The 22330-nt window shown below is 51.5% G+C and carries 26 protein-coding genes and 1 riboswitch; of the genes, 14 read left to right on the top strand and 12 right to left on the bottom strand.

Features of this window, described 5'->3' with window-relative positions; translation table 11 throughout:
- Positions 1-566, top strand: a 566-nt coding sequence (locus WC959_11080) for an IS1595 family transposase (protein MFA5689672.1), incomplete at its 5' end; no start/stop codon positions are given.
- Between the two features lie 47 nt (positions 567-613).
- Here WC959_11080 and WC959_11075 read toward each other — a convergent pair.
- Positions 614-1075 (bottom strand): phosphatidylglycerophosphatase A, encoded by a 462-nt coding sequence (locus WC959_11075; GenBank protein MFA5689671.1) that lies wholly within the window; start codon positions 1073-1075, stop codon positions 614-616.
- Positions 1076-1290: 215 nt separating this feature from the next.
- Between WC959_11075 and WC959_11070 the strand changes: the two genes are divergently transcribed.
- The 3 genes from WC959_11070 (at position 1291) to WC959_11060 (ending at position 4262) form a co-directional block, all read left to right on the top strand.
- Positions 1291-3336, top strand: coding sequence for an elongation factor G (locus WC959_11070; protein MFA5689670.1), 2046 nt, complete (start codon positions 1291-1293; stop codon positions 3334-3336).
- Positions 3337-3635: 299 nt separating this feature from the next.
- Positions 3636-4028: a 30S ribosomal protein S16 gene (gene rpsP, locus WC959_11065; GenBank protein MFA5689669.1), complete on the top strand. Its 393-nt coding sequence runs from the start codon at positions 3636-3638 to the stop codon at positions 4026-4028.
- A 3-nt stretch (positions 4029-4031) separates the two neighbouring features.
- On the top strand, positions 4032-4262 hold the full coding sequence (locus WC959_11060; protein MFA5689668.1) for a KH domain-containing protein: 231 nt from the start codon (positions 4032-4034) through the stop codon (positions 4260-4262).
- 29 nt (positions 4263-4291) lie between these two features.
- Here the strand turns inward: WC959_11060 and WC959_11055 are convergent, their stop codons facing one another.
- Positions 4292-5467, bottom strand: coding sequence for a cytochrome c biogenesis protein CcdA (locus tag WC959_11055; protein MFA5689667.1), 1176 nt, complete (start codon positions 5465-5467; stop codon positions 4292-4294).
- A 23-nt stretch (positions 5468-5490) separates the two neighbouring features.
- Here WC959_11055 and WC959_11050 point away from each other — a divergent pair, with 23 nt between their 5' ends.
- Positions 5491-6792 carry an HD domain-containing protein gene (locus tag WC959_11050; protein ID MFA5689666.1) on the top strand — a complete coding sequence of 434 codons (1302 nt, stop codon included), beginning with the start codon at positions 5491-5493 and terminating at the stop codon, positions 6790-6792.
- Between the two features lie 55 nt (positions 6793-6847).
- Here WC959_11050 and WC959_11045 read toward each other — a convergent pair whose 3' ends face one another.
- Positions 6848-8200, bottom strand: a complete 1353-nt coding sequence (locus WC959_11045) for a hypothetical protein (protein MFA5689665.1) — start codon at positions 8198-8200, stop codon at positions 6848-6850.
- 81 nt (positions 8201-8281) lie between these two features.
- On the opposite strand from WC959_11045, the gene WC959_11040 reads away from it, so the two are divergent.
- From WC959_11040 to WC959_11020, 5 genes are all read left to right on the top strand, one after another.
- A complete protein-coding gene (locus WC959_11040) occupies positions 8282-9991 on the top strand; it encodes a hypothetical protein (protein ID MFA5689664.1) in 1710 nt (569 codons plus the stop codon).
- A gap of 76 nt (positions 9992-10067) precedes the next feature.
- Positions 10068-10165: riboswitch (TPP riboswitch) on the top strand.
- 28 nt (positions 10166-10193) lie between these two features.
- Positions 10194-11726 (top strand): phosphomethylpyrimidine synthase ThiC, encoded by a 1533-nt coding sequence (thiC, locus tag WC959_11035; protein ID MFA5689663.1) that lies wholly within the window; start codon positions 10194-10196, stop codon positions 11724-11726.
- Between the two features lie 78 nt (positions 11727-11804).
- Positions 11805-11999: a hypothetical protein gene (locus tag WC959_11030; protein MFA5689662.1), complete on the top strand. Its 195-nt coding sequence runs from the start codon at positions 11805-11807 to the stop codon at positions 11997-11999.
- 27 nt (positions 12000-12026) lie between these two features.
- Positions 12027-12347 (top strand): hypothetical protein, encoded by a 321-nt coding sequence (locus WC959_11025; protein MFA5689661.1) that lies wholly within the window; start codon positions 12027-12029, stop codon positions 12345-12347.
- A 36-nt stretch (positions 12348-12383) separates the two neighbouring features.
- Positions 12384-12938, top strand: coding sequence for a hypothetical protein (locus WC959_11020; protein MFA5689660.1), 555 nt, complete (start codon positions 12384-12386; stop codon positions 12936-12938).
- 212 nt (positions 12939-13150) lie between these two features.
- Here the strand turns inward: WC959_11020 and WC959_11015 are convergent, their stop codons facing one another.
- On the bottom strand, positions 13151-13450 hold the full coding sequence (locus WC959_11015) for a nucleotidyltransferase domain-containing protein (GenBank protein ID MFA5689659.1): 300 nt from the start codon (positions 13448-13450) through the stop codon (positions 13151-13153).
- Positions 13447-13971 carry a nucleotidyltransferase substrate binding protein gene (locus WC959_11010; GenBank protein ID MFA5689658.1) on the bottom strand — a complete coding sequence of 175 codons (525 nt, stop codon included), beginning with the start codon at positions 13969-13971 and terminating at the stop codon, positions 13447-13449. Before WC959_11010 ends, WC959_11015 begins: the two co-directional genes overlap by 4 nt.
- Positions 13972-14087: 116 nt before the next feature.
- Here WC959_11010 and WC959_11005 point away from each other — a divergent pair, with 116 nt between their 5' ends.
- Genes WC959_11005 through WC959_10990 form a run of 4 tightly spaced genes read left to right on the top strand, consistent with a single transcriptional unit; the run spans position 14088 to position 17431 of the window.
- A complete protein-coding gene (locus tag WC959_11005; protein ID MFA5689657.1) occupies positions 14088-15464 on the top strand; it encodes an aspartate ammonia-lyase in 1377 nt (458 codons plus the stop codon).
- 26 nt (positions 15465-15490) lie between these two features.
- Entirely contained in the window at positions 15491-15847 is a 357-nt protein-coding gene (locus WC959_11000) for a type II toxin-antitoxin system RelE/ParE family toxin (protein MFA5689656.1), read from the top strand.
- Positions 15834-16184 (top strand): helix-turn-helix transcriptional regulator, encoded by a 351-nt coding sequence (locus tag WC959_10995; protein MFA5689655.1) that lies wholly within the window; start codon positions 15834-15836, stop codon positions 16182-16184. The genes WC959_11000 and WC959_10995 overlap by 14 nt, the downstream gene beginning before the upstream one ends.
- The gene (locus tag WC959_10990) at positions 16181-17431 is read left to right on the top strand and encodes an amidohydrolase (protein ID MFA5689654.1); all 1251 of its coding nucleotides are present in this window, start codon (positions 16181-16183) and stop codon (positions 17429-17431) included. Before WC959_10995 ends, WC959_10990 begins: the two co-directional genes overlap by 4 nt.
- Positions 17432-17437: 6 nt before the next feature.
- Here the strand turns inward: WC959_10990 and WC959_10985 are convergent, their stop codons facing one another.
- The 7 genes from WC959_10985 to ribH form a co-directional block, all read right to left on the bottom strand.
- Complete coding sequence (locus tag WC959_10985; GenBank protein ID MFA5689653.1) at positions 17438-18145, bottom strand: C4-type zinc ribbon domain-containing protein; 708 nt, start codon at positions 18143-18145, stop codon at positions 17438-17440.
- 252 nt (positions 18146-18397) lie between these two features.
- Positions 18398-18724, bottom strand: a complete 327-nt coding sequence (locus tag WC959_10980) for a hypothetical protein (GenBank protein ID MFA5689652.1) — start codon at positions 18722-18724, stop codon at positions 18398-18400.
- 203 nt (positions 18725-18927) lie between these two features.
- The gene (gene pyrE, locus WC959_10975) at positions 18928-19503 is read right to left on the bottom strand and encodes an orotate phosphoribosyltransferase (GenBank protein ID MFA5689651.1); all 576 of its coding nucleotides are present in this window, start codon (positions 19501-19503) and stop codon (positions 18928-18930) included.
- Between the two features lie 82 nt (positions 19504-19585).
- Positions 19586-20227: a riboflavin synthase gene (locus WC959_10970; GenBank protein ID MFA5689650.1), complete on the bottom strand. Its 642-nt coding sequence runs from the start codon at positions 20225-20227 to the stop codon at positions 19586-19588.
- A 63-nt stretch (positions 20228-20290) separates the two neighbouring features.
- A complete protein-coding gene (ribD, locus tag WC959_10965) occupies positions 20291-21292 on the bottom strand; it encodes a bifunctional diaminohydroxyphosphoribosylaminopyrimidine deaminase/5-amino-6-(5-phosphoribosylamino)uracil reductase RibD (GenBank protein MFA5689649.1) in 1002 nt (333 codons plus the stop codon).
- A complete protein-coding gene (gene nusB / locus WC959_10960) occupies positions 21289-21738 on the bottom strand; it encodes a transcription antitermination factor NusB (GenBank protein ID MFA5689648.1) in 450 nt (149 codons plus the stop codon). The genes ribD and nusB overlap by 4 nt, the downstream gene beginning before the upstream one ends.
- A 115-nt stretch (positions 21739-21853) precedes the next feature.
- A complete protein-coding gene (gene ribH, locus WC959_10955; GenBank protein ID MFA5689647.1) occupies positions 21854-22318 on the bottom strand; it encodes a 6,7-dimethyl-8-ribityllumazine synthase in 465 nt (154 codons plus the stop codon).
- Between the last annotated feature and the right edge of the window lie 12 nt (positions 22319-22330).

Below are 22330 nucleotides of genomic sequence, written 5' to 3'. Positions count from 1 at the left end.
GCAACACCATCAACCGGATTTTTTATGCAGTTCGTCAGCGGATTGCGGAGTGTTGCGAACTGGACAGTCCGTTTAAATGCGGCGAAGTTGAACTGGATGAAAGCTATTTTGGCGCCCGTCGTGTCCGAGGTATTCGCGGACGTGGCGCAAAAGGGAAACCCATCGTGTTCGGACTGATCAAACGAAAGAGCCGTGTCTACACTCAGGTTGTTAAGAACTGCTCTGTAAAGGAGTTACTCCCGATTATACAACAGAAAGTGGATGTCGACTCGACCGTATATACCGATGGATTTAAAAGCTACGACGGGCTGGTGAATTTCGGTTATCAGAAGCATTATAGAGTTCATCATGGCGAACATGAGTTCGCGACCGGACGTAATCATATCAACGGAATCGAAAACTTCTGGAGCATTGCAAAAGTCCGTTTATCGAAGTTTAGAGGCATCCATAAATCCACGTTTTATCTTCACCTGAAAGAGTGCGAATTCCGATTTAATCATCGCCATGAAGATCTCTATCAGATACTGTTAAAAATGTTAAGAAAGCGTCCCATTAACTTGTCTTGAACCTTATTTTTTGTGTTTTTTGCGGCTATAATTTTTCTTAATACGCTCTAATAAATCACGCGCCATAGAAAATGATTTGCAGCGAGTGCGAGCAGCGCGGCCAGAAAATCGTCAATCACAATCCCGGTGCCACCTTTGATCTTCTGCAGCTGCCGGATCGGCGGCGGTTTGGTAATATCGAAAATCCGGTGGAAAATAAATCCGGTCATGATTGTTTTGACCGTGAACGGCAGCCCGAGAAAGCAGATCGGCAGTGTGAAAAATTCGTCGGCAACGATGCATCCCGGATCGTTGCCTCTCATTAACAAAAGCTCGCCGATGGCGCAGACGGGAACGGCCAGCACCGTTAAAAAAACGCATGCTGCAATGTGCATCCAAAGCTCCGGCAGTTGAAAAACCGCCCATGCCAGCGGGATCCCCCAGAGTGTTCCCGCTGTTCCGGGAAGCACCGGACTGAATCCTGTGCCGAAACCGGTGGCGACTATCTTTATCCATTGCAGTTTTTTCATTGCCAGAGTGTAGCGTAAAATATATGCGCGGCACAACTCACCGCTTCCGCTGCAGAGATCTTTTTATAAGCCAGATCACATACAATTGTTCCTCTTCTTTATTGCGATGCGCCGGATTGTTGTGTATTCTATGAGTTCTTTTCATAGCGTTGCGTATTGTGTGCTGCCGGTGCAGCAAAAGGTTTTTATTAACAATTAATTCAAGGAGCTGTGCAATGAGAGGAATTCCGATCTCGGGTGTGCGTAATTTTGCATTAATGGGCCATACCGGCAGCGGCAAGACATCACTGCTGGATGTGATGCTTAACATTCTTGGCACAAATGACCGCGTCGGTTCGCCGGCGGAAAAAACGAGCATAGCGGACTGGACGGCAGAAGAGCAGGCGCACTTGATTTCGATCTGGGCTAAACCGTTCGACGGCGTTTACATTGCCGCCAGCGGGAAACAGCGCCGCTTTGTGATGATCGACACGCCCGGATACGCCGATTTTATCGGACAGCTCACCGCGGCGGCGGCGGTAACCGATGCCGCGCTGCTTGTAGTGGATGCGGTTTCCGGTATTCAGGTCGGAACATTCCGCGCGTGGCGCATGTGCGAAAAACGTAATCTGCCGCGCGGGATTGTAATCACCGGTCTCGACAAACCGGATGCGGATTTTAATAAAGTGCTGAATGAAATCAAGGCACTGTGGGGCGACAGCCGCTGCGTGCCGGTGGTTCTGCCGGCGGCGGACTATAAGTCGGGAGTGGATGTACTGAATACGCCGGCCGCATCTGTTCCGGCAGATATGGCGGATGCTGTAAAAGCGGTAAAAGATCATCTGATTGAACTTGCCGCCGAGACAGACGATTCGCTGATTGAAAAATATTTTAACGGCGAAGAACTGACGGCGGACGAATTCTCCGACGGAATCCGGAAAGCGGTGCACAAAACGGCGCTGATTCCGGTTTTTGCAGCATCTGCCAAAACGCATGCCGGCGTTAAAGAAACGATGGATACGATCAGCCGTCTGTTCCCGTCACCGGAAGATTATCCGGTAAAATCTGCTGACGGCGCTGAACTTTCCACCGCTGAAGATCAGCCGTTCGCCGGATTTGTCTGGCGTTCTGTCAACGATCCTTTTACCGGTCAGCTTAGTTTCGTGCGCGTCTATCGCGGACTGCTGCGCCCGAACAGCGAAGTGCTCAACAGCACAAAAAATGAAAAAGAACGTATCGGCGCAATTTTCTTCATCAACGGTCGCAAACAGTCGGACTGTTTCGAAGCGAAAGCCGGGGACATCATCGCCATTCCGAAACTGAAAAATACATTTCTTAACGATACGCTGTGCGATCCGGCGGAAAAAATCACCTTTCCGGCGATCGAGTTTCCGAATCCGCTCACGGCGTATGCGGTTGAGCCGAAAACGAAAGGCGACGAAGATAAAATCGGCACTGCACTTAACCGCGCCGCAGAAGAAGATCCGTCTATACGGATTGAGCGCAACACTGAAACACACGAAACCATTCTGTGGGGCATGGGCGACATGCATCTCGATGTAACACTTGAACGCATCAAAAACCGCAGCAACGTTGATATCGCCCGCAGCACACCGAAAGTCGCCTATAAAGAAACCATCACGACCACCGGCGAAGGACATTATAAACACAAAAAACAGTCCGGCGGACGCGGACAGTACGGCGAGTGCTATGTACGTGTATTTCCAAAAGACCCGTCCGATCCGGAATGGTTCAGCAACAAACTTGTCGGCGGGGCAATTCCCGGTAACTTTGTTCCGGCGTGTCAGAAAGGCTTCCTCGAAGGCATGACCAAAGGACCGCTCGTTGGCGATCAGGTAATTAACGTTAAAGTGGAACTGTATGACGGCTCTTATCACGACGTTGACTCTTCTGAAGTCGCGTTCAAAATCGCCGGTTCGCGTGCGCTGCACGAAGCCATCGAAAAAGCGAAACCTGTTCTGCTGGAGCCGATCATGACGCTGAAAGTGATGGTGCCGGATGAGTACATGGGCGACATCACCGGAATTCTCAATACCAAGCGGGGACGCATTCTCGGCATGGATGTAGAAGAAGGACTGCAGGTGATTACCGCCGAAGTTCCACAGGTCGAAACATTTAAATTCTGTTCCGAACTGCGGTCGATCACCGGCGGGCGTGGATCGTTTGACCTGGAGTTTGCGCGCTACGAACCCGTTGCGGCCAATATCGCGCAAAAAGTTATTGATGCGGCCCGGAAAGACAAACAGGCCGACAGCGATTAAAATTTTAAAATTATAGAACCAGGCACTTAGCTCCCCTGTACAAAAAGGCAGTTCGGGCCGGATAACCGGATAAATAAACCGGACAGGATTTGTATCCTGTAACTCCGGTCAAATCCGGAAATGCGTCCTGCCGGGGAAGCTGCGCCGCAGGTTCAAATTTTCATCAGTATGATATATCGGGCAGATTGGTTTAAAATTCTGCGTCAAAAAAGGTTGATGCGGCAGCAGGAATCAGGTAGACATGCTCCTCTTTCTCTGCAGACAGGAAGTCTGCAATATTGGACTGGAGTATAGATACTATGGCAACAAAAATACGTTTACGTCGAATGGGCGCCCGCAACAAACCGTTCTACCGCCTCGTTGTGGCTGATTCCCGCTTTGCAACCACCGGCCGTTTTCTTGAAGTGCTTGGCTGGTACGATCCTAAACAGAAGAGTGATAATTTCAGCGTGAATATTGAGCGCGTGAACTACTGGCTCGGTACCGGCGCACAGCTTTCTGCCACCGCGAAAAGTTTGGTAAAAAAAGCGGAAGCCGGCGAGGGTGTTGCGATCGGGGCTGCACCGAAAGCTAAAGCGCCGGCGGCACCGGTGGAAGTTCCGGCCGCTGTCGCCGACAAGCAATCGGCGCCGGTGGAAGCCGAAGCCCCCGCTGCGGAAGAGACGCCCGCCGTTGAAACGCAGGAGGCTTAAGCCATGAAAAAACTGGTTAAGCAGATGGTCGCCGCACTTGTCGATCATCCCCGCGATGTCAAAATCACTGAAGTCAAGGGCGACAAAAGCGTTGTCTATGAACTTCGCTGTAATCAAAAAGATGTCGGTAAAGTCATCGGCCGCAGCGGCAAAACCGTCGGAGCAATGCGCGTACTGCTTGGTGCCATCGCCGCGCGCGACGGACGCCGTGCCATGCTGGAAGTTGTTGAGTAAACAGCGCCGGCGGCACGGCGAATACCTGTTTATTTGACTTTAAGCACACTGTAGGTCGGCAGACCTTTGACGTCAAAATAATCGAGAATGGCGCTGACTTCGGGATTATGGAAGTCGGTCGCGTCGATTTTGATCACGCGATAATTCGCCAGCCGCTTTTTTACGGCCCCGTCGCTGAATGTATGTTTTTCCATTGCTTTACAATTCGTACACCAGTCCGCCGTAAACTCCAGGAACACCGGCTGTTGATCTGCCAGCGCGCCGGCAAATTCCGTTGCGAGTAGCGCCGGATCGTAGGTCGCTGTATGACGCTGCGTTAATGAAAATGCAACCCGCACATAATACAATGCGATCATTAAAATAACGGTGCCGAAAATATATTTTACCGTATTCATCCATTTGCCCGGTTTCGGCAGCAGCGCAATTCCGGCCCCGGCAAACGGCCAGGGCAGTGCCATGCCGACGCCGAGCAGAAACGGCAGAAAAATTCCGGCACTGTTGCCGGCGGCATACAGCGTGCCGGCGAGCAGCAGCACCGACAGAACGACCGGCGCAATGCACGCGCCGGCGAGCAGTGCCGCGATTCCGCCCATCACAAACGACATGATGTAACGGCTTTGAAAGCGCAGATTCTGTCCGGCGCTAAACCGTGAAAAATCAATGTTGAAAACGCCGAACATCGCCAGGGCCATCAGCACAAAAACGGCTGCGATCGCCGCATTGAACCACGGGTTTGAATTGAGTGACCCGAGCGCACGACTGCCGGACACGGCGATCAGGCCGAGCAGCCCGTACACGGTGGCAATGCCCAGCCCGTAAATTCCGCCAAGAATAAATCCGCGCGCATGCGTGCCGAACGCGCCGCCGGGCTTCAATGTGTAATCACCGATAATGGCAATATTCACCGGAATCATCGGCAGGATACACGGTGTAAAATTAAGCAGAAATCCGCCGAGCAGAATCAGCAGTGCGGTAATGCCGATACCGGACTCTTCGAGAAAGCTGATCGGATGCGTGATGAAGCGGTACATGGCGCCGTGCTCCACCGCCGGTATTCCTTCGGCATGATCGAGGAAAACAAAAAACTCCGCCGGCGGTTTAAACCCGCTGTCGCGCGCCGTTTCCTGAAACTTGTCCGCGTGTTCCCGCCACTCCGCGAAAAGTGCCGCCGAAATTAAACAGAAAAACAGAATTAACTTTTTCACCGGATTTCTCCACTATCTTTTTAATGGACACAGTTTATACAACCGCGCTCAAAATCTTAAACACAATTCGCACCGCCGGTTTTGCCGCCCTGTTCGCCGGCGGATCGGTGCGCGACATGCTGCTCGGCCGCCCTGCCAAAGATTATGACATCGCAACAGACGCCTTGCCGGAACAGATTGAAGCGCTCTTCCCGAGAACCGTCGCAGTGGGAAAAGCATTCGGCGTGATTATTGTGGTTGAAAACGGGATCGAAATCGAGGTAACGACATTCCGCGCCGACGGCGGATATCAGGACGGACGCCGTCCCGGGTCGATTAAATTTTCCGGTGCCGAAGAAGATGCACAGCGCCGGGATTTTACCATCAACGGTATGTTTTATGATCCGGCGGAAAATGAAGTTATTGATTTTACTGGCGGGCGGGCGGATTTAAAAAATAAACTCGTGCGTGCCATCGGCGAACCGGACCGGCGTTTTGCCGAAGATCATCTGCGCATGCTGCGTGCAGTGCGGTTTGCATTCACGCTCGGTTTTGATATCGAAACCGAAACGCGCGCTACAATAATCCGGCACGCACCGGCGCTGGCGAAAATCAGTCCGGAGCGGATTGAAAATGAATTTTCGCGCACGCTCACCGAAAGCCCGAACCCCGGGGATGCCCTGCGTGAACTGGTTGAACTCGGTTTGATAAAATTTATCATACCGGAAATTCTGCCGCTGATCGGACAGGAACAGCCGCCGGAGTTTCATCCCGAAGGCGATGTATTTGAACACACCGTCTTAATGCTGAATATGATGCCGGAACACCCGGCGCGCGAACTGGCTTATGCCGTGCTGCTGCACGACGTCGGCAAACCGGCGACGGCCTTCAAAACCGACCGCTGGCGTTTTCATAATCACGAGCACGTCAGCGCCGGCATGGCGGAAGAAATTTTGCGGCGCCTGCGGCTGCCGGCGAAAGAGATCAGGCACATCGTAATTGCCATCGACCGGCACATGCGTTTCAAAGATGTTCAGAACATGAACCGCTCCACGCTGCGTAAACTGATCGGCGCCGAAACCTTTGAACTCGAGCTTGAACTGCACCGGCTTGATTGCGCAAGCAGTCACCGCATGCTCGGAAACTATGAATTTCTCCGGCGCGAACGAGACAACTTTAAAGCAGAGCCGGTGCTGCCGCCGCGCTGGATTACCGGCGCCGATCTGATTGCGCGCGGCATTCCTCCCGGTCCGGCAATGGGTGCGCTGCTGAAAAAAGCGTATGATGCACAGCTTGAGGGAACGTTTGCAAACAAAGCTGAGCTGCTCGAATGGTTAAAAAAGTAGACGCGGCGCCCTCGCCGCGTACCCTGCGTTCGTGAACGCGGCGAGGGCGCCGCGTCTACTGTCTTCTGCGCCGCCGCGAAGGAACGGAGAGCGTGCCGTTAAAAAATTCGATCAGGTGCCCGCGCTCCACAAGCCAGCGGATCGGATTTAGAATTTCGAGTGCGGCGGGTGAATCTTTTTCTGCGCCGGGGCACAATTCTTCTACCAGCTGTTCACGCGTTGAGCCGGGATGGTCAGCCAGAAATTCGAGCACGACGCGGATATTTTCAACCGTTGCATCCGGTGCAATCGGATCGGGTTTTACAGCGGTGACAAAGTTCATATTCCGGCCGGCTTTAAACATATAAAGGTGCAGGTGCCGGAAAGCAGCGCGCAAGGCAAATGACAGTGAGATCGGAAACCGGCTTTCGGCCTGCCAGGCTTCGCGAATCATGCGAATGAGATTGTAATCTTTAATTTTGCGGGCGAGCGCAGAGGGAATGACGGCGCGCGTGACTTCTTCAATTTCATCACCGGCAGCGGCGGTGCGGAGATACTCTTCCGCCTGAATGAGTGAAAATTCTCTGGCGTTTTCTGCCGGCGCGTCTTTCAGGCGATAGACTGTTTTTTTCGAGGCTTCCTGTTTCCACCGTTCAATGAGTTCCTCTTCGCGCACGGTTTGGACTTTTTCTTTAAAGCGCTCGAACGGCATACCGGCATAGCGTGTGCGGTGGATTTCGGCGAGCCGGTCAGCATAACTGTGGTGATTCGGCGGGCCAATCAGCATGTCGTCGATTTTGGCGATCATCGGGAATACACCGGCCGGCGGTTCAACATCGAGTTCTTCCTTGATGAAAAAGGTGTCGAGGTGATCGCTGATAATCTGGTTAAGCAGTGTTTCGCGACCGGTCGCAACAATCTTCGACTTACGTCCCTGGTAAAATTTATAATCGGAACCGGAACGGACTTCGATCTTGACCAGATGCCCCTTGGTGTCGGCCAGGAACAGTCCGGCGAGATCAACCAGCGGATACGCGCGTTTAGAGTGATGAATCTGGCGCACCATGGAACCGAGCATCTTCTGGTCAGGCAGGAATTTAATGTCCACCGGCAGCTCGACCCGCTCAGGACGGTGCTCGCGCCGGTCAGGCAGCCCGCGACGCGGTTCGCTGCGGTCGTCGTTGCGCTCACGTTCACGCCGCGGCGGACGGCTGCCGCGGCGGTCGTCACGATCCCGCCGGCGTTCACTGCGCCCGCCGGAGCGTTCGCGCGGCCGGCGGTCTGACCGCTCCCGCTCCGTGCGGTCGGAAATCCCATAGTGATTGATCCCCGGCTCTTTTTTTGCCCATTGCGGTACGAAATTGAGATCGAGCAGAACATCTTCGTCCGGGCGGGGAGCGTTTTCCGGCAGTGCCATTTTATCAGACATAGCAAATCCTTTGATTTGAAACGTCATTAGTATACGCTTTTGTAAGTTTGGAAAAGCAAAATTCACAGGAGCGCACGAATAATGTCAACATTTACACCGGAAAATTTAGAAAAATACTCTTCCGCCATCACCCTTTCCGACATGGAAATTTTTGTTTTCCCGGATCTGTTTTATGCCCTGGTACTGGCGAACCTGATGAGTCCGTCTGTCTGGGAATGGCGCAATGATCCGTGGTTTAAAAAAATCGATAAAATGAGTCCGCGCCGGAAAATCGACCGGCTCAAACAATTCATCATGGATCATTATGAATTCAACCTCGACCTCGATACGTGGGGGCTCACCAGCAAAGAGACTGAATTAAAACGCTTTGCACCGTATATGGATCTGAAAACCATCAGCCAGAGCAATGCGCTGTTCGGTTACGAAGGCGATAAACACTATTTTGATCTCGATATCCGCCGGCATTTCGGACTCGAAAAATACTCGGCGGATATCATTCCCTACTGGAAAACGGAAACGGTGGAGGCGATGAATGCGTTTGTGCGCAAAAAAAACTATCGTGCCGGCGCCGGTGAATGTGTTTCGCTGGCTGCGCTGTACGCCGCTGCGCTGTTCATTGTGTGCGGCATTCCGCTGGAAGATATTTTCCTGATGGCCACCCCGCTCCATTCACAGAATTTTGTTATGGTGGACGACGGGCTGCTGACGAACAACCGGCGTATTGTCACCAAAAACATGTGGTTCAACGGCACGGAACTGACGGATAAAGCCCAGCGCGCCCTGCGGCATGAACAAATTACGATGGTGCTCAACAATACCGGATATGTTCACAGCGTTTATCCGGAATATACGATGGAACCGGCGCATTACGAACGGTTCAAAAAGCAGATCGGCGCCTATCTCTCCACCGGCATCACCTTTGAGATTCTCGCAAATTTTTTACGGCAGCATTCGCGCTTCCAGCAATGTTTTCAGATCTGCCACATGTTTCACGGTAAAAAACGGTGGATCGCCGCCGAACGCGCGTATGCCTATGAACACGGCAGTTCCTATAAAGTCAGCGACGGCACGCGCGACAAACTGCTTGAGGAGATCGACAGCGGAGAGTTTTATCCCTCGCCGATTCAAGACCGCATCTGCATGCCGAAACTCGAAGAGTTTTTTAAGCAGGCCCCGATGAAATATTACGACGCCGCCGGCATGGCAGAGCTCGGTGAAAAGCTGGAATGCACCAGCATACACAAAAATGAAATGCTTGCGGCACTGGCCTCATTCGTTCATCTCGAACCGGAATTTCCGGCGATGGAAAACAAACAGTCTGTGCCGTGGAAAAAACTGGAGATCATGCCTGGCATGACCCGTGAAGAAATCATCGCTTATCTCGAGAGCATGCGCACTGAAAACTCTGCCGCCGAGCTTTCATTTTATGCTCTGCGCGATATGACCCGTTCCGACTGGGCGCCCTTCTTCAAAGCGGCGCTTGAGCGCAATCCGGTTTCTATTGACGAAACCAAAGATTTTTCCGATCAGCAGCTCATTGAAAAAATTACAGTGCTGAATTCCGATTCAATTTACGCTGCACCGCGACTCGCCCAGCCCGATGAAGTCTGGAATTTTCAAACCGGCGACGGGCTTGAGAAAGCAATCCTGCTGGTTAATATTTTCAAACACCGCCGGCCGGAAACAAAATTTAAACTCACGGTTCAGCCTGACCGCGCACAATTAAAATTCGATTCGCATGAAATTGAATTCGTTTCTTCAAAACAGTTGCATCATACTGTGATGTTATAAAACAATTCGCCGGCGTTCGGTTCTTTAACGATTGTGCACTTTGTTCTTTGTTACAGCAGTACTTCATGTAAAGTCTGCGGATTGCCGGGGGTGCATCCGGAATGCGGATTGCTGAGAACAAACCCTATGAACCTGCGCGGATAATGCCGCGAAGGGAAGCGCGTTGAACCGTATCCCTTCCGCTCCGCCAATGGAGAAAACGATGAAAAATAATGGATACGGAAACTGGTTCCCGCACTCGCGGAAAGTTTATGTGGATGGGAAAATTACCGGCGTACGTGTGCCGTTTCGCGAAATTGAACTCGCGCATACGCTGAACGCCGACGGAACTCAAAAAAGTTATAATGCACCGGTCCGCGTTTACGATACATCCGGCCCGCAAACCGGCGGCGTTCTGCCTGCATTGCGTGCGCCGTGGATCGCCGCACGTGAACATGCAACGCAGCTTGAATTTGCCCGCCGGAAGATCATCACGCCGGAAATGGAATTTGCAGCCATTCGCGAGCAGGTCGCGCCGGAGTTTGTGCGTGACGAAGTTGCCGCCGGCCGCGCCATTATTCCGGCCAACCGCAATCATCCGGAAAGCGAGCCGATGATAATCGGCAGAAAATTCCGCACTAAAGTTAATGCCAACATTGGTAACTCCGCGCTTGGCTCGTCAATCGAAGAAGAGCTCGAAAAAATGCAGTGGGCGATTCTCTGGGGTGCCGACACTGTTATGGATTTATCCACCGGAAAGCAGATTCATGAGACCCGTGAAGCGATTCTGCGTCATTGTCCGGCGCCTATTGGCACGGTGCCGCTGTATCAGGCGCTGCAAAAAGTTTCCGGCGCGATCGATGCGCTCAACTGGGACGTTTACAAAGAGACGCTGCTTGAACAGGCGGAGCAGGGTGTCGACTATTTCACTATACACGCCGGAATTTTAAGAGAGCATATTCCGCTCGCAAACGGCCGGTTGACCGGAATTGTCAGCCGCGGCGGCTCAATTATGGCGCAGTGGATGCAATCAAAAAACGAAGAGAGTTTTCTCTATACGCACTTTGAAGAAATCTGCGAAATCTGCCGGGCGTATGATATTGCATTTTCACTCGGTGACGGACTGCGCCCGGGCTGTCTTGCCGATGCAAACGATGCCGCGCAATTCGGTGAACTTAAAACACTCGGCGAGCTGGCGCAGGTTGCATGGAAGCACGGCTGTCAGGTGATGATTGAGGGTCCCGGTCACGTGCCGATGCATTTGATCAAAGAAAATATGGAACGCGAACTCGCCGACTGTTATGAAGCGCCGTTCTATACGCTCGGCCCCTTAGTCACCGATCTCGGCGCCGGTTACGATCATCTCAACAGTGCCATCGGCGGCGCAATCATCGGCTGGTACGGCTGTGCTATGCTGTGCTATGTCACGCCGAAAGAACACCTTGGTCTGCCGGATAAAGATGACGTGCGCGAAGGAGTTGTCGCACATAAAATTGCGGCACATGCCGCCGACCTTGCCAAAGGGATCCCCGGTGCTCAGGAACGCGATAACGCAATCAGCAAGGCACGGTTTGAATTCCGGTGGGAAGATCAGTTTAACCTGTGCTTCGATCCCGAACGCGCACGCCGGTTCCGCGAACAGTCCATGCCGCCCGGAGAAAAATTTGAAGTTAAACAGCGTTACTGCTCCATGTGCGGAGAAAAATTCTGCTCCATGCGCATCAATCATGACATCCGTAAAAACGATGGCGATTGATTAAATTAATTTATGCGATGGTTCAGCTGAAGCAGGCATGCGCGGTGGTAATTGCGGGAGCGCACGGCGATGCGCTAAGTGGTAAGTTTGACGATCAGTTTCCAATTCGCCGTTTCAAAACAGGTTCGCAACGGACGCACCTTCACGCAAATTCCCCGACTCACCGGCGACGCCCACACCGAAGAAATCGCCCGCGTGCTCGGCGGCAAAGATTTAACCAATATCACCCTTCATTATACGACAAAACTTTTTAAAAATAAAAATTGTAATTAAGTATTTTAATCTTTCAACATTTAATGTATGAAAAATTTATTTACTATCCAGTTATTAATCATTATCAGCTATTGCGCTATAAAAGCAGAATCACCTTTATCTATTTCTGAACGGCTAACTCACACTACGGTTAGAATTCAAACTGAAAATGGCACCGGCACAGCTTTTTTCTTTTCTTTTTTTAATGACAACGAAAACGGGTCATACGTTCCCGTTCTTGTGACATGTAAACACGTCATAAAGGGTGCAACAAAAGGGCAATTTTATCTCACCGAAAGAGGAACTAATTCACTACCCAAAATTGGCAGTTATTTTTCCGTAGCATTTGATAATTTTGAATCGCTGTGAATTCCTCATCCGGACACGTCCATTGATCTTTGTATTATGCTTATTGCACCTCTGATAAAACGTGCAGAAATGCAAGGAAAGAACCCATTCTACATTTGTTTGGATGATTCATTACTTTTGCCAACCACATCAACTATGGGAACGTTACAAGACATTATTTTCCTTGGTTATCCGATTGGGTTATGGGATTCAAAAAATAATTTGCCCATTACCCGAAAGGGTGTTACCGCAACGAATCCACAAATAGATTATGAAGGAAAAAAAGAATTTCTTATTGATGCAGCATGTTTCCCGGGATCAAATGGCTCGCCAGTATTTCGTTTTAATGAAGGTGCTTATATTGAAAACTCTTCTTTCATAGCAGGCGGAGGACAGATTAATTTTCTAGGCATAATTTACGCAGGTCCACAATATACAGTAGAAGGAACCATTATCGTTAAGAATATCCCAACAAAACTGGAACCGCGATCAAATAGCGATATCCCAGTAAATTTAGGATTTGTACTGAAAGCCGATCTTTTTACAGACTTTGAACCCATACTCAAACAAATTATGCAATTTGACGAAAAGAAGGGCGAAAGTGAGAATTGAAAAAAACTCTCCGAGTAAATGTAACGCTATGGTATGCATACGTACTGATCAATTGCGAATTTTAATATAGAGCGAAACGCGACCACGTGAACTGCTGGGCGATACTCCCATTCGGCAAATGTTTTAATTAAATGCCGCGAAGGTTACATACTTATATTTTTTCGCAGTTGAAAAATCCGTTTATATTCCCACTCTATCAGCGGTCAAATTTTTCACCGCTCATAAACGGTAATTCCGATGCGGTCGATATGATCTTTGAGCGCCGGATTTTTTATTCCGGCATAAGGTTGAACGTCGAATTTCTGCGGCAATGGGAGTTCGTTTAAATCGAGGCTGATTTGTTCTGCCAGTTGTGAATCAATTTCGCCGAAAAACGCGATGTCGATGTCGGAATTAGCGGCGTGCATTCCTTTAGCACGTGAGCCGAAAAGCACGGCGCGCTCAACCGCCGGAAATTTTTTGAGAACGGTGCGGATCAACGTTGCAGTTTTTTCGTCCAGTCCGGCGGTCATATTATTTTTCCAAGAAAGAAATCGTGCAGTTCACCGAGCGCCGGCAGATAATCTGTTTTTACGCGACCGATGACTTCTAAAAATTTTGCAAAGTCGTAGCAGTGCGACATCAGATTGCGGTCGAGCATCATTTTCATAAACACATCGCCGTCTTTGATAATTCCGGCGGCGAATGCCTCTTTGATTACACTGCGCGGAGTGATTTCCAGAAATGTCGCGCCATTTTCAATCAGGTAATCTTTGGCGGTTTTCCACGCGAGTTCGAACGTGTATTCAAACCGCTGAACGAGTCCTTCCTGCTCCAGCGGATTAAATTCGCCGACGTCCGCTTCTTCCAGCGCACCGCGCAAAAGCACAAATGCTCTGTCAAAATTCCGGAACCGTTGTTTCCACCGAATATCCTGTTCTTCTTTCATTGCGGCATAGAATACCACATGCGTCGGAAAATTAAAAGTCTCTGTTTTGTATTCGTGCGGCGGATGACGACGGCGCGCCACCCCTACCTTTTTATTCGCGTTCATTGGCGTTCATTCGCGGTTGAAAAATTAGTTTATATCCGTTTGATCCGCGGTTTGAATTATTTCCTTTCTGTTTTGCGTTCCAATCTCACCGGGTGATGGATAAAATCCAGCGTATTATGAGAACAGAAAAAGATTCTTTCGGCGAACTTCAGGTTCCGGACGATGCGATGTACGGCGCGCATACCTGCCGGTCGATTGCGAATTTTAATATGGCGGGCGAGCCGCTGCCTGTCGAATTGATTTACGCGATGGTTCAGTTGAAGCAGGCGTGTGCGGCGGCCAATGCGGAGCTCGGTCTCCTGTCACCTGAAAAAGCAGTGGCGATTGCCGGCGCGTGCGGCGATGTGCTGAGCGGCAGGTTTGACGATCAGTTTCCAATCGATCTGTTTCAGGCGGGTTCCGGCACGTCCAGTAACATGAATGTAAACGAAGTGCTGGCGAATCTGGCAGCGGAATCGCTTGCCGGTGCGCGCGGCGACCGCAAAACGGTTCATCCGAACGACGATGTAAACAGGGGCCAGTCGACGAACAATATATTTCCGTCGGCAATTCGTGTCGCGGCGGTGCAGCGCTGCGGCGCACTGTTTCAGGCGCTGGACGAGCTGATTGAGGCGCTGAATAAAAAAGCGGATGAATTTTCTGGTGTCTGGAAAGCCGGCCGCACGCATCTGCAGGATGCGGTGCCGGTAACGCTCGGACAGGAATTTGCGGCATGGGCGCATGCGTTGCGTAAAGCGGAACGGCGCGTGGCATGTACGTGCATGGATCTGCTTGAACTGGGAGTCGGCGGCAACGCAATCGGCACCGGTGTAAATACCCCGGCGGCCTTTCGCGAAAAAATTATCAGTGCATTGAATCAGGCCACCGGACAGGAATATCGCGTCGCCACGAACGGTATTGAAATTACGCAGTTCCTTTCCGATATGGGCGCATTTTCCGGCGCATTGAAACTGCTGGCGCTGGATATTAATAAAATTGTGAACGACCTGCGTCTGATCAGCTCCGGCCCGAATACCGGACTCGGCGAGATTAATCTGCCGGCAGTGGAACCGGGCTCATCAATTATGCCCGGCAAAATTAATCCGGGCATTTGCGAAGCTGCGAATATGGCCTGCCTCCAGGTGGTCGGCAACGATGCGGCGGTAGCCGCAGGATGCGCCGCCGGTCAGCTTGAATTAAATACGCACATGCCGCTCGTCGGCGTGAATATTGTTAAGTCGTTAAACATTCTGATCCGCGTCTGCGCGGCGCTGGACAAAAAATGCGTGCGCGGAATCACGGCGAATGAAGCGGTCTGTAAAAATTACTTCGAGCGCAGTGCCGGGCTGCCGACAATTTTAAACCCGGTTCTCGGCTATGATCGTGTGGCAGAACTTGTAAAAGAGAGTCTTGCCACGGGCAAAACGCTGACGGAGCTCGTCCGCGAAAAAAACCTGCTGCCGGAAAAAGAATTCGCCGCCCTGCTCGCAAATTCAAATCGTCCGCAAGACTAAATACATCAAATTTGATGTTGACCGGTATGCAATTCAGCGTAGAGTTTTATGTGTCAGAAAACGGAAGAACTCCGGTTCGTGAATTTCTGGATGAATTGGAAATAAGCGATCCCTGTGATTTTGCTGCAGTGATGGCAGGGTTGGCAAAATTGCGTCACTGTCAATATCACCGCCCTCCGCTTTCGAAGTCGCTGGGCAATGAGTTGTTTGAGTTGCGGCATGTTGGAAAATTAAATATCCGCGTTCTGTATTTTTTCATGCGCGGACAAAGAATTATCGCGGTACACGGAATCCGTAATAAAGGCACATCGATTCCTGCACGCGATTTGCAAACGGCAGCCGGGCGAAGGAAAGACTGGGTCAAACGGAATGAAACAACGTGAAACAAATTTTGATGCATATCTGAACAAACGTTTAGCAGATGAAGATTTTTTCAACCGCTTCGAACGTGCCGGTGAAGCGTGGGATGTCGCGCTTCAAATTGCTGAACTGAGAGAAGAAGCCGGACTTTCTCAAGCCGAATTGGCGGAAATGCTGCACACATCACAGCAGCAAATCAGCCGGTTGGAATCACCGGCATATAAGGGACATTCTCTGAGCATGCTGCGGCGCGTTGCACAGGCATTGAATGCAGATTTAAAAATAACGTTTGAGCGGAATTTTGACTCACCCGTTCTGGCAGAAAAACCTACGTTTTCTTATAAGACAAAGAAAAAATGAGCATTCTGATTCAGCAGGTTGAGTTGGACGGCGCGCCGGTGGATGTATTGATTGACGGCTGCCGGTTTAAAACAATCGGCGCGTGCGCCGGTATGTCAGCCGGTACAGTTATTGACGGCCGCGGCTTTGCAATTCTGCCGACGTTCCACAACGCGCACACGCACGCAGCAATGACGCTGATGCGCAGTTACGCCGACGATCTCGAGCTGTTTACCTGGCTGAATGAGTATATCTGGCCGCTCGAAGCAACGCTGACGGAAGAGGATATTTACAACGGCGCACGGCTGGCGTGTCTGGAAATGATTAAATCCGGCACGACATTTTTTAATGATATGTACTGGTATTTTCACGGCACGGCGCGCGCGGTGGAAGAGATGGGCCTGCGCGCCGCACTGTCGAATGTATTAATTGACGCCGGCAATCCGCAAAAAACCGCAGAGGCAATTGCGCTGGTGCGCCGGCTGTATGAAGAGCACCGGCAGTACAGCGACCGCATTATTTTTCAGCTCGGCCCGCATGCCATCTACACCGCATCAAAAAAACTGCTGCGCTGGTGCGCCGAATTTGCCGGAGAAAACGACCTGCCGATTCATACGCATCTGTCCGAAACTGAAAAAGAGGTGCGGGATTGTATGGTGCACACCGGCATGCGCCCGCCGGAATATCTGGACTCCATCGGCGTTCTCTCACCGCGCATGACAGCGGCGCACTGCATCTGGCTGTTGCCGGCGGAAATGGATCTGCTGGCTGCGCGCGGTGTGAAAGCGTTGCACTGTCCTGTTTCAAACATGAAACTTGCATCGGGCAAATTCCGGTTTTCCGATGCAGTGCGCGCCGGCATCCGGATTGCTATCGGAACCGACGGATGCTCATCGAATAACTCGTTGGATATGCGCGCCGAAATAAAGACGGCGGCGCTGCTTGAAAAACATTTTACGGGCAATCCCACTGCGCTGAACGCACAGGACGCGTGGTACGCCGGAACCCGCGCCGGCGCCGGAATTTTCGGACTCGACAGCGGACGCATTGCCGAAGGCGCACTCGCCGATTGCATGCTGGCTGATTTGAATAACGAACGGCTCGCGCCGGGATATCATCTGATCGACGATATGGTCTACAGTGCCGGCAGCAGCTGTATTGACACGGTGATTTGCAACGGAAAAATTTTGATGCAGCGCCGGCATGTTGCCGGCGAAGAAGAAATTATCGCCAAAGGTCGCGAATACCGGAAAAAATTAAAGCGCTGAAATTTTTCAGCGCCGGTTAATCAGCATACGTCCGCAATAACTGCAGGCAACCAGCTTGGCGGGATTCAGTGCATCGTTGATGATCTGCGGCGGCAGTTTCATATGGCAGCCGGTACAATAGTCTTTATCCACTTCGACGACGGCAAAATCACCTTTATTGGTAAGAATGCGGTTATACCGGGCAAGCAGCGGCGGGTTGTTTATCCCGGCGGCAAAATGTTTGCGGTCATTGATCCGTTCAGCAATCTCTGCTTCAACCTCTTTTAACCGCTCCTCGAGCATCTCAATCTCTTCTGCGACACCGGCTTCCTCTTGTTTCAGCTCCGCTTCGCGTTCGGCTACGGCGGCTTTGGCCGTTTCGTTCTGCTCCATGAGTCCGATCGCGCGGTCTTCCAGTACAGAGATCTCCTGTTCCTCAACGGCTACCTGACTGAGCAGCGCACGATACTGCTCATTATTCTTGGCTTCCATCTGCTGTTGCTTATATTTCGTGATTTTTTCGCGCCGGGAGGCAGCGTCAACTTCAATCTGATGCAGTTCGGCAGTCAGTCGTTTCAGCTCTTCTTTGGCGGATTCGAGTCTGGCTTTTGCACCTTCGAGCTGTTTTTCAATGTCCGATTTTCGAATCGGAATGTCTCGTACTTCGCGGCGGAGACGGGCAGTTTTACGATCCTTTTCCTGCAGGACCAGCAGTGCTTCGAGCGGATGCGCCATATTCTCTCCTTCAGATTTCAAGAACAAAATTGAGGGAGGAGTGTACGGCGTTGCAGCGGGCACGACAACAGAAAATCGCAATTAACTTCCGGGATGAATCAGCGGCTGTCCCTGTTTGCACAGCGGACACTCCGCCGGCTCCCACGTCACCGGTTCAATCAGACCCAAGAGATCTAAAAGGTGACGTTGCAAACCCAACAGCCATTTCTACGGTTAATTTAAAAAATACTTTTCCACTTGATCGTTGCCCGCTTATCCCGGCTCCATGTCATCAAAACAATCGCTCCAGTCTTCAGTGTATTCCTCTCCGGGAACACCCCACACATTGACAGATGGGTCTGGTCCAACGTCCTGCTTAAAATACTCCCAAGTCCCAGGAATCGGTGGTTGATCGGCATATTCCAGGGAATCATCTTCTTTTGTACGAGAGTCGGACTTAGATATAGGTTCCGACCATATCCGTACTCCGACGAACCATCCAGACCGGTCAGGAGAACGAACTAGATAGCTGCGGTTTTTTTTTGCAGCGGCTTTGGCTTCCTCAAACGTTAAGAAAAAAAGTTCTTTTCGACGTTTCATCTATTTGTCCTATGAATATCAGAGATCGGCTTTTCTAACAAATCCCCCAATAGAATTTCTTGAACTAGTGTTACATATAAAAGTTACACCATCATAGGATGCTTTCAAGTGTGAAGTTACTCACTGGGAATTCTGTCAGAAAATTTAGTGCGTTGAATCAAGATAATTTGAACAAGAAAATTAAATAAAGATACAATATTATATTAACTTCCGGGATGAATCAGCGGCTGTCCCTGTTTGCACAGCGGACACTCCGCCGGCTCCCACGTCACCGGTTCAATGTTCAGCAGGCTGACCAGCGGATAGTTAAACTGCGCCTTGCCGCCGCTGCGGTCGACCAGCACACCGATGCTTTTCACAATACCGCCGTGCTGTTCAACAATATCAACCGTTTCCTGCACGCGGCCGCCGCGCGTGATCACATCTTCAGCCACCAGAAACCGTTCGCCCGCTTCAATTTTAAACCGGCGCAGCTCCAGCATTTTGTCGGCATTTTTTTCAACAAAGATAAAACGTTTGTCCAGCGCGCGCGCAACTTCGTGTCCAACCGGAATTCCGCCGAGCGCCGGAGAAATGACCGTATCCACCTCCGTCAGTCCGGGAGTCGTCTTCATCTTCTCCGCCAGCGCGGCGCAAACCTGCGCGGCAATGCGCGGATACTGCAACAGCAGCGCGCATTGGAAAAATTTGTCTGAATGCAGTTTGGAGCGCAGTTCAAAGTGACCGTTCAGCAGCGCTTTTGTATCTTCAAAAATTTTCAACATTTCATTTTCTGTCATTGTATTGTCCTTTCTATTTGAAATTTTAGACAGGATTACAGGATTTATAATATCTGAGAGCTCCTGTTATCCGGTCAAAAAATTATTTCGCAACATTCATGTTTTCAAAGCGGACCCGGTATTCCTGCCCGCCGCCGAATTCAAGAATGCGCTGCACATGTTTACCGAGGATATCCGCTTCAAGGTTCACTTTCGTGCCGATCTTAAACTCAGACATATCGGTTTCTTCAATGGTATGCGGAATGATGTGCACCACAAAACCATCGTCCGTTAGCTCCGCAACCGTCAGCGAAATTCCGTTGAGTGCAATCGAACCTTTATACACCATCAGCATTAACATCTCCGGCGGCGCTTCGATGGTAAATTTAAAATCGCGGTCGACGCGCTCAATTTTGCGGACAACCCCGGTGCCGTCGACATGGCCGGTAACAATGTGTCCGCCAAGCGTATCGCCGAGCGCCAGCGCGCGTTCCAGATTGACCATCGAACCGGCGGTTTTTTCGCCGAGATTTGTCTTATCAAATGTCTCTTTAAGCACGTCAAATGAAAAACTGTTTTCGCCCATGGCCGCAACCGTCAGGCATGTTCCGTTCACTGCGATGCTGTCGCCGAGATTGACCGGCGAATCAAACGGACGGTTCGGTTCCAGTGTAATCCGTCCCGCTTCGCCGCTCATCGTCACATCGGTTACTTTTCCCAGCCGTTGAATAATTCCGGTAAACATAAACACTCCTTTCTTCAGTCGCAGCTCTGAATGCCCAAGGTCTCGACATTCGACCGGCGACGTTCAGACTTTCGACATAGCTGCCTTAATTAAAATATCTTCTCCCAACCGTTCAACATCATTAAAAACCAGTTGCGGCATATCGTCCAGCATCCAGCCCCGCTTGCCGAACATTGGAATGCCGGCACCGCCGAGAATTGCCGGCGCCATAAAAATCAGAAGTTCGTCGACCAAACCGGCGCGGATCAGCGCGCCGGAAAGCTCGCCGCCGCCCTCGCACAGAACGTGCATGATGCCGCGCCCGCCGAGATCGCGCAGAATGTCTTCCGGCGGGGCGCGAGTCACGATCGTGCGCTCCGCCGCTTCATCGGTGAGCACAGCGGAATCTGCCGGAATTGCCCCGCCGGCGATAATGCGCCACGGTTTGCGTCCTTTTGCCGGGCGCGGCAGCAGCGACGGATTATCGGCGCGCACCGTTCCGGCGCCGACCAGGATTGCATCGACCCGCCGCCGAAGCTCCTGCACGCGCCGGCGCGCCGGCGCGCCGGTAATCCATTTTGATTTTCCGGATGAATCGGCAATCTGTCCATCGAGTGTTACACCGAGCTTCAACGTGACAAACGGCAGACCGGTGAGAATGCGTTTGGCAAACGGCGCAACGAGTTCCTCCGCTGCCGTGCGGCAGATTCCGGTGCTCACCTCGATTCCCGCACGCCGTAAAATTGTGATTCCGCGTCCGGCGTGCACCGGATTCGGATCTTTGGCGCCGATGACCACACGCGGAATTTTACGCTGTAAAATCAAGTCGGTGCAGGGCGGAGTTTTGCCGCATGTTGAGCACGGCTCAAGCGTTACATAGAGCATGGTGTGTTTTAGATCGCCGGAGATTTTCTTCAAACAGTTTACTTCGGCGTGCGCGCTGCCGGCGGTTTTATGAAATCCCTCGGCAATAATTTTTCCGTTGCGAACCAGTACTGCACCGACCGGCGGATTCGGCCGCGTCAGTCCTTCGCCGCGCCGCGCGAGTTCGAGCGCGCGCTGCATGAATGGTTCGTGCGAATTCATTGTGTCGTATAGGTACTTCGTCCGGGGCGGCCGATCTCCTTTTGAATGCGGTCGAGCACACCGTTGACAAACCGGCCGGACCCCCGGTTGCTGTAGGCCTTGGCAATTTCAACCGCTTCGTTGATAGAAACCACCGGCGGGATATCGCCGCGAAACATCATTTCATACACAGCAACGCGCAGCACGTTGCGGTCGAGCACGCCGAGCCGCTCCATGTCCCAGTTGTCGGTATAGCGCGAAATCATACGGTCCAGCTCACGGCGTTTTTCCAGCACGCCGCGTACAACATCCTCAACATACGCCCGGTCGCGCGCCGCCGGTTTTTTATCCGGATCGCTCCAGAAATCCGGCAGCGCAACATCCAGTTCTTCCGGATTAAATTCCGTTTGAAACAAAAACTGCACCGCCCACTCGCGCGCCAGCCGGCGCCCGGTAATTTTGCTCATAAGTCACCTTCGAATTGCGGGAATAAAGCCGTCGGACATATCACCGCTGTTTCCTCTATGTTAAATCCGCTTACAAGCGGCGATATGCTGCACGCCATCGCCGCACTCCGAAAAATCATTTTAATTGTTTCATCACGCCGGCGGTTTCAATCGCCGCTTCAGCGGCGTACCAGCCGCGGCTTGTGCGGCTGCTCGTGCAGCGTGCCGCCGCCTGTTCCCAGTTCCGTGTGCCGACGATCTCGTTAATGACCGGAACACCATACTCGCGCGCAATATCCAGCAGCGCAAGTCCGGTTGACTCGCCGATCATCTGCGCATGCGGTGTTTCGCCTTCAACCACCACGCCAAGAGCAATCAGCGCATCAAATCCGCCGGTTTTTGCCAGCTCGTTGATAACCACCGGAATTTCATACGCACCCGGCACCTGGAAAATTTTAATTTCCGCCGCACCGTTTTCCTGCAAACATGTTTCCGCATCGCCGGCGAGCTGTGCCGTCAGCTCTGCGTTAAACCGGCTGACGACAATGGCGAACCTCATTCCGGCGGCGTTTAATTCAATTGCTGGAAAATGCTTATTCATAAATTCCTTTGG

The sequence above is a fragment of the Kiritimatiellales bacterium genome (assembly GCA_041656295.1).
Lineage (GTDB): Bacteria > Verrucomicrobiota > Kiritimatiellia > Kiritimatiellales > Tichowtungiaceae > Tichowtungia.
This window is presented reverse-complemented; position numbering and strand designations above follow the sequence as displayed.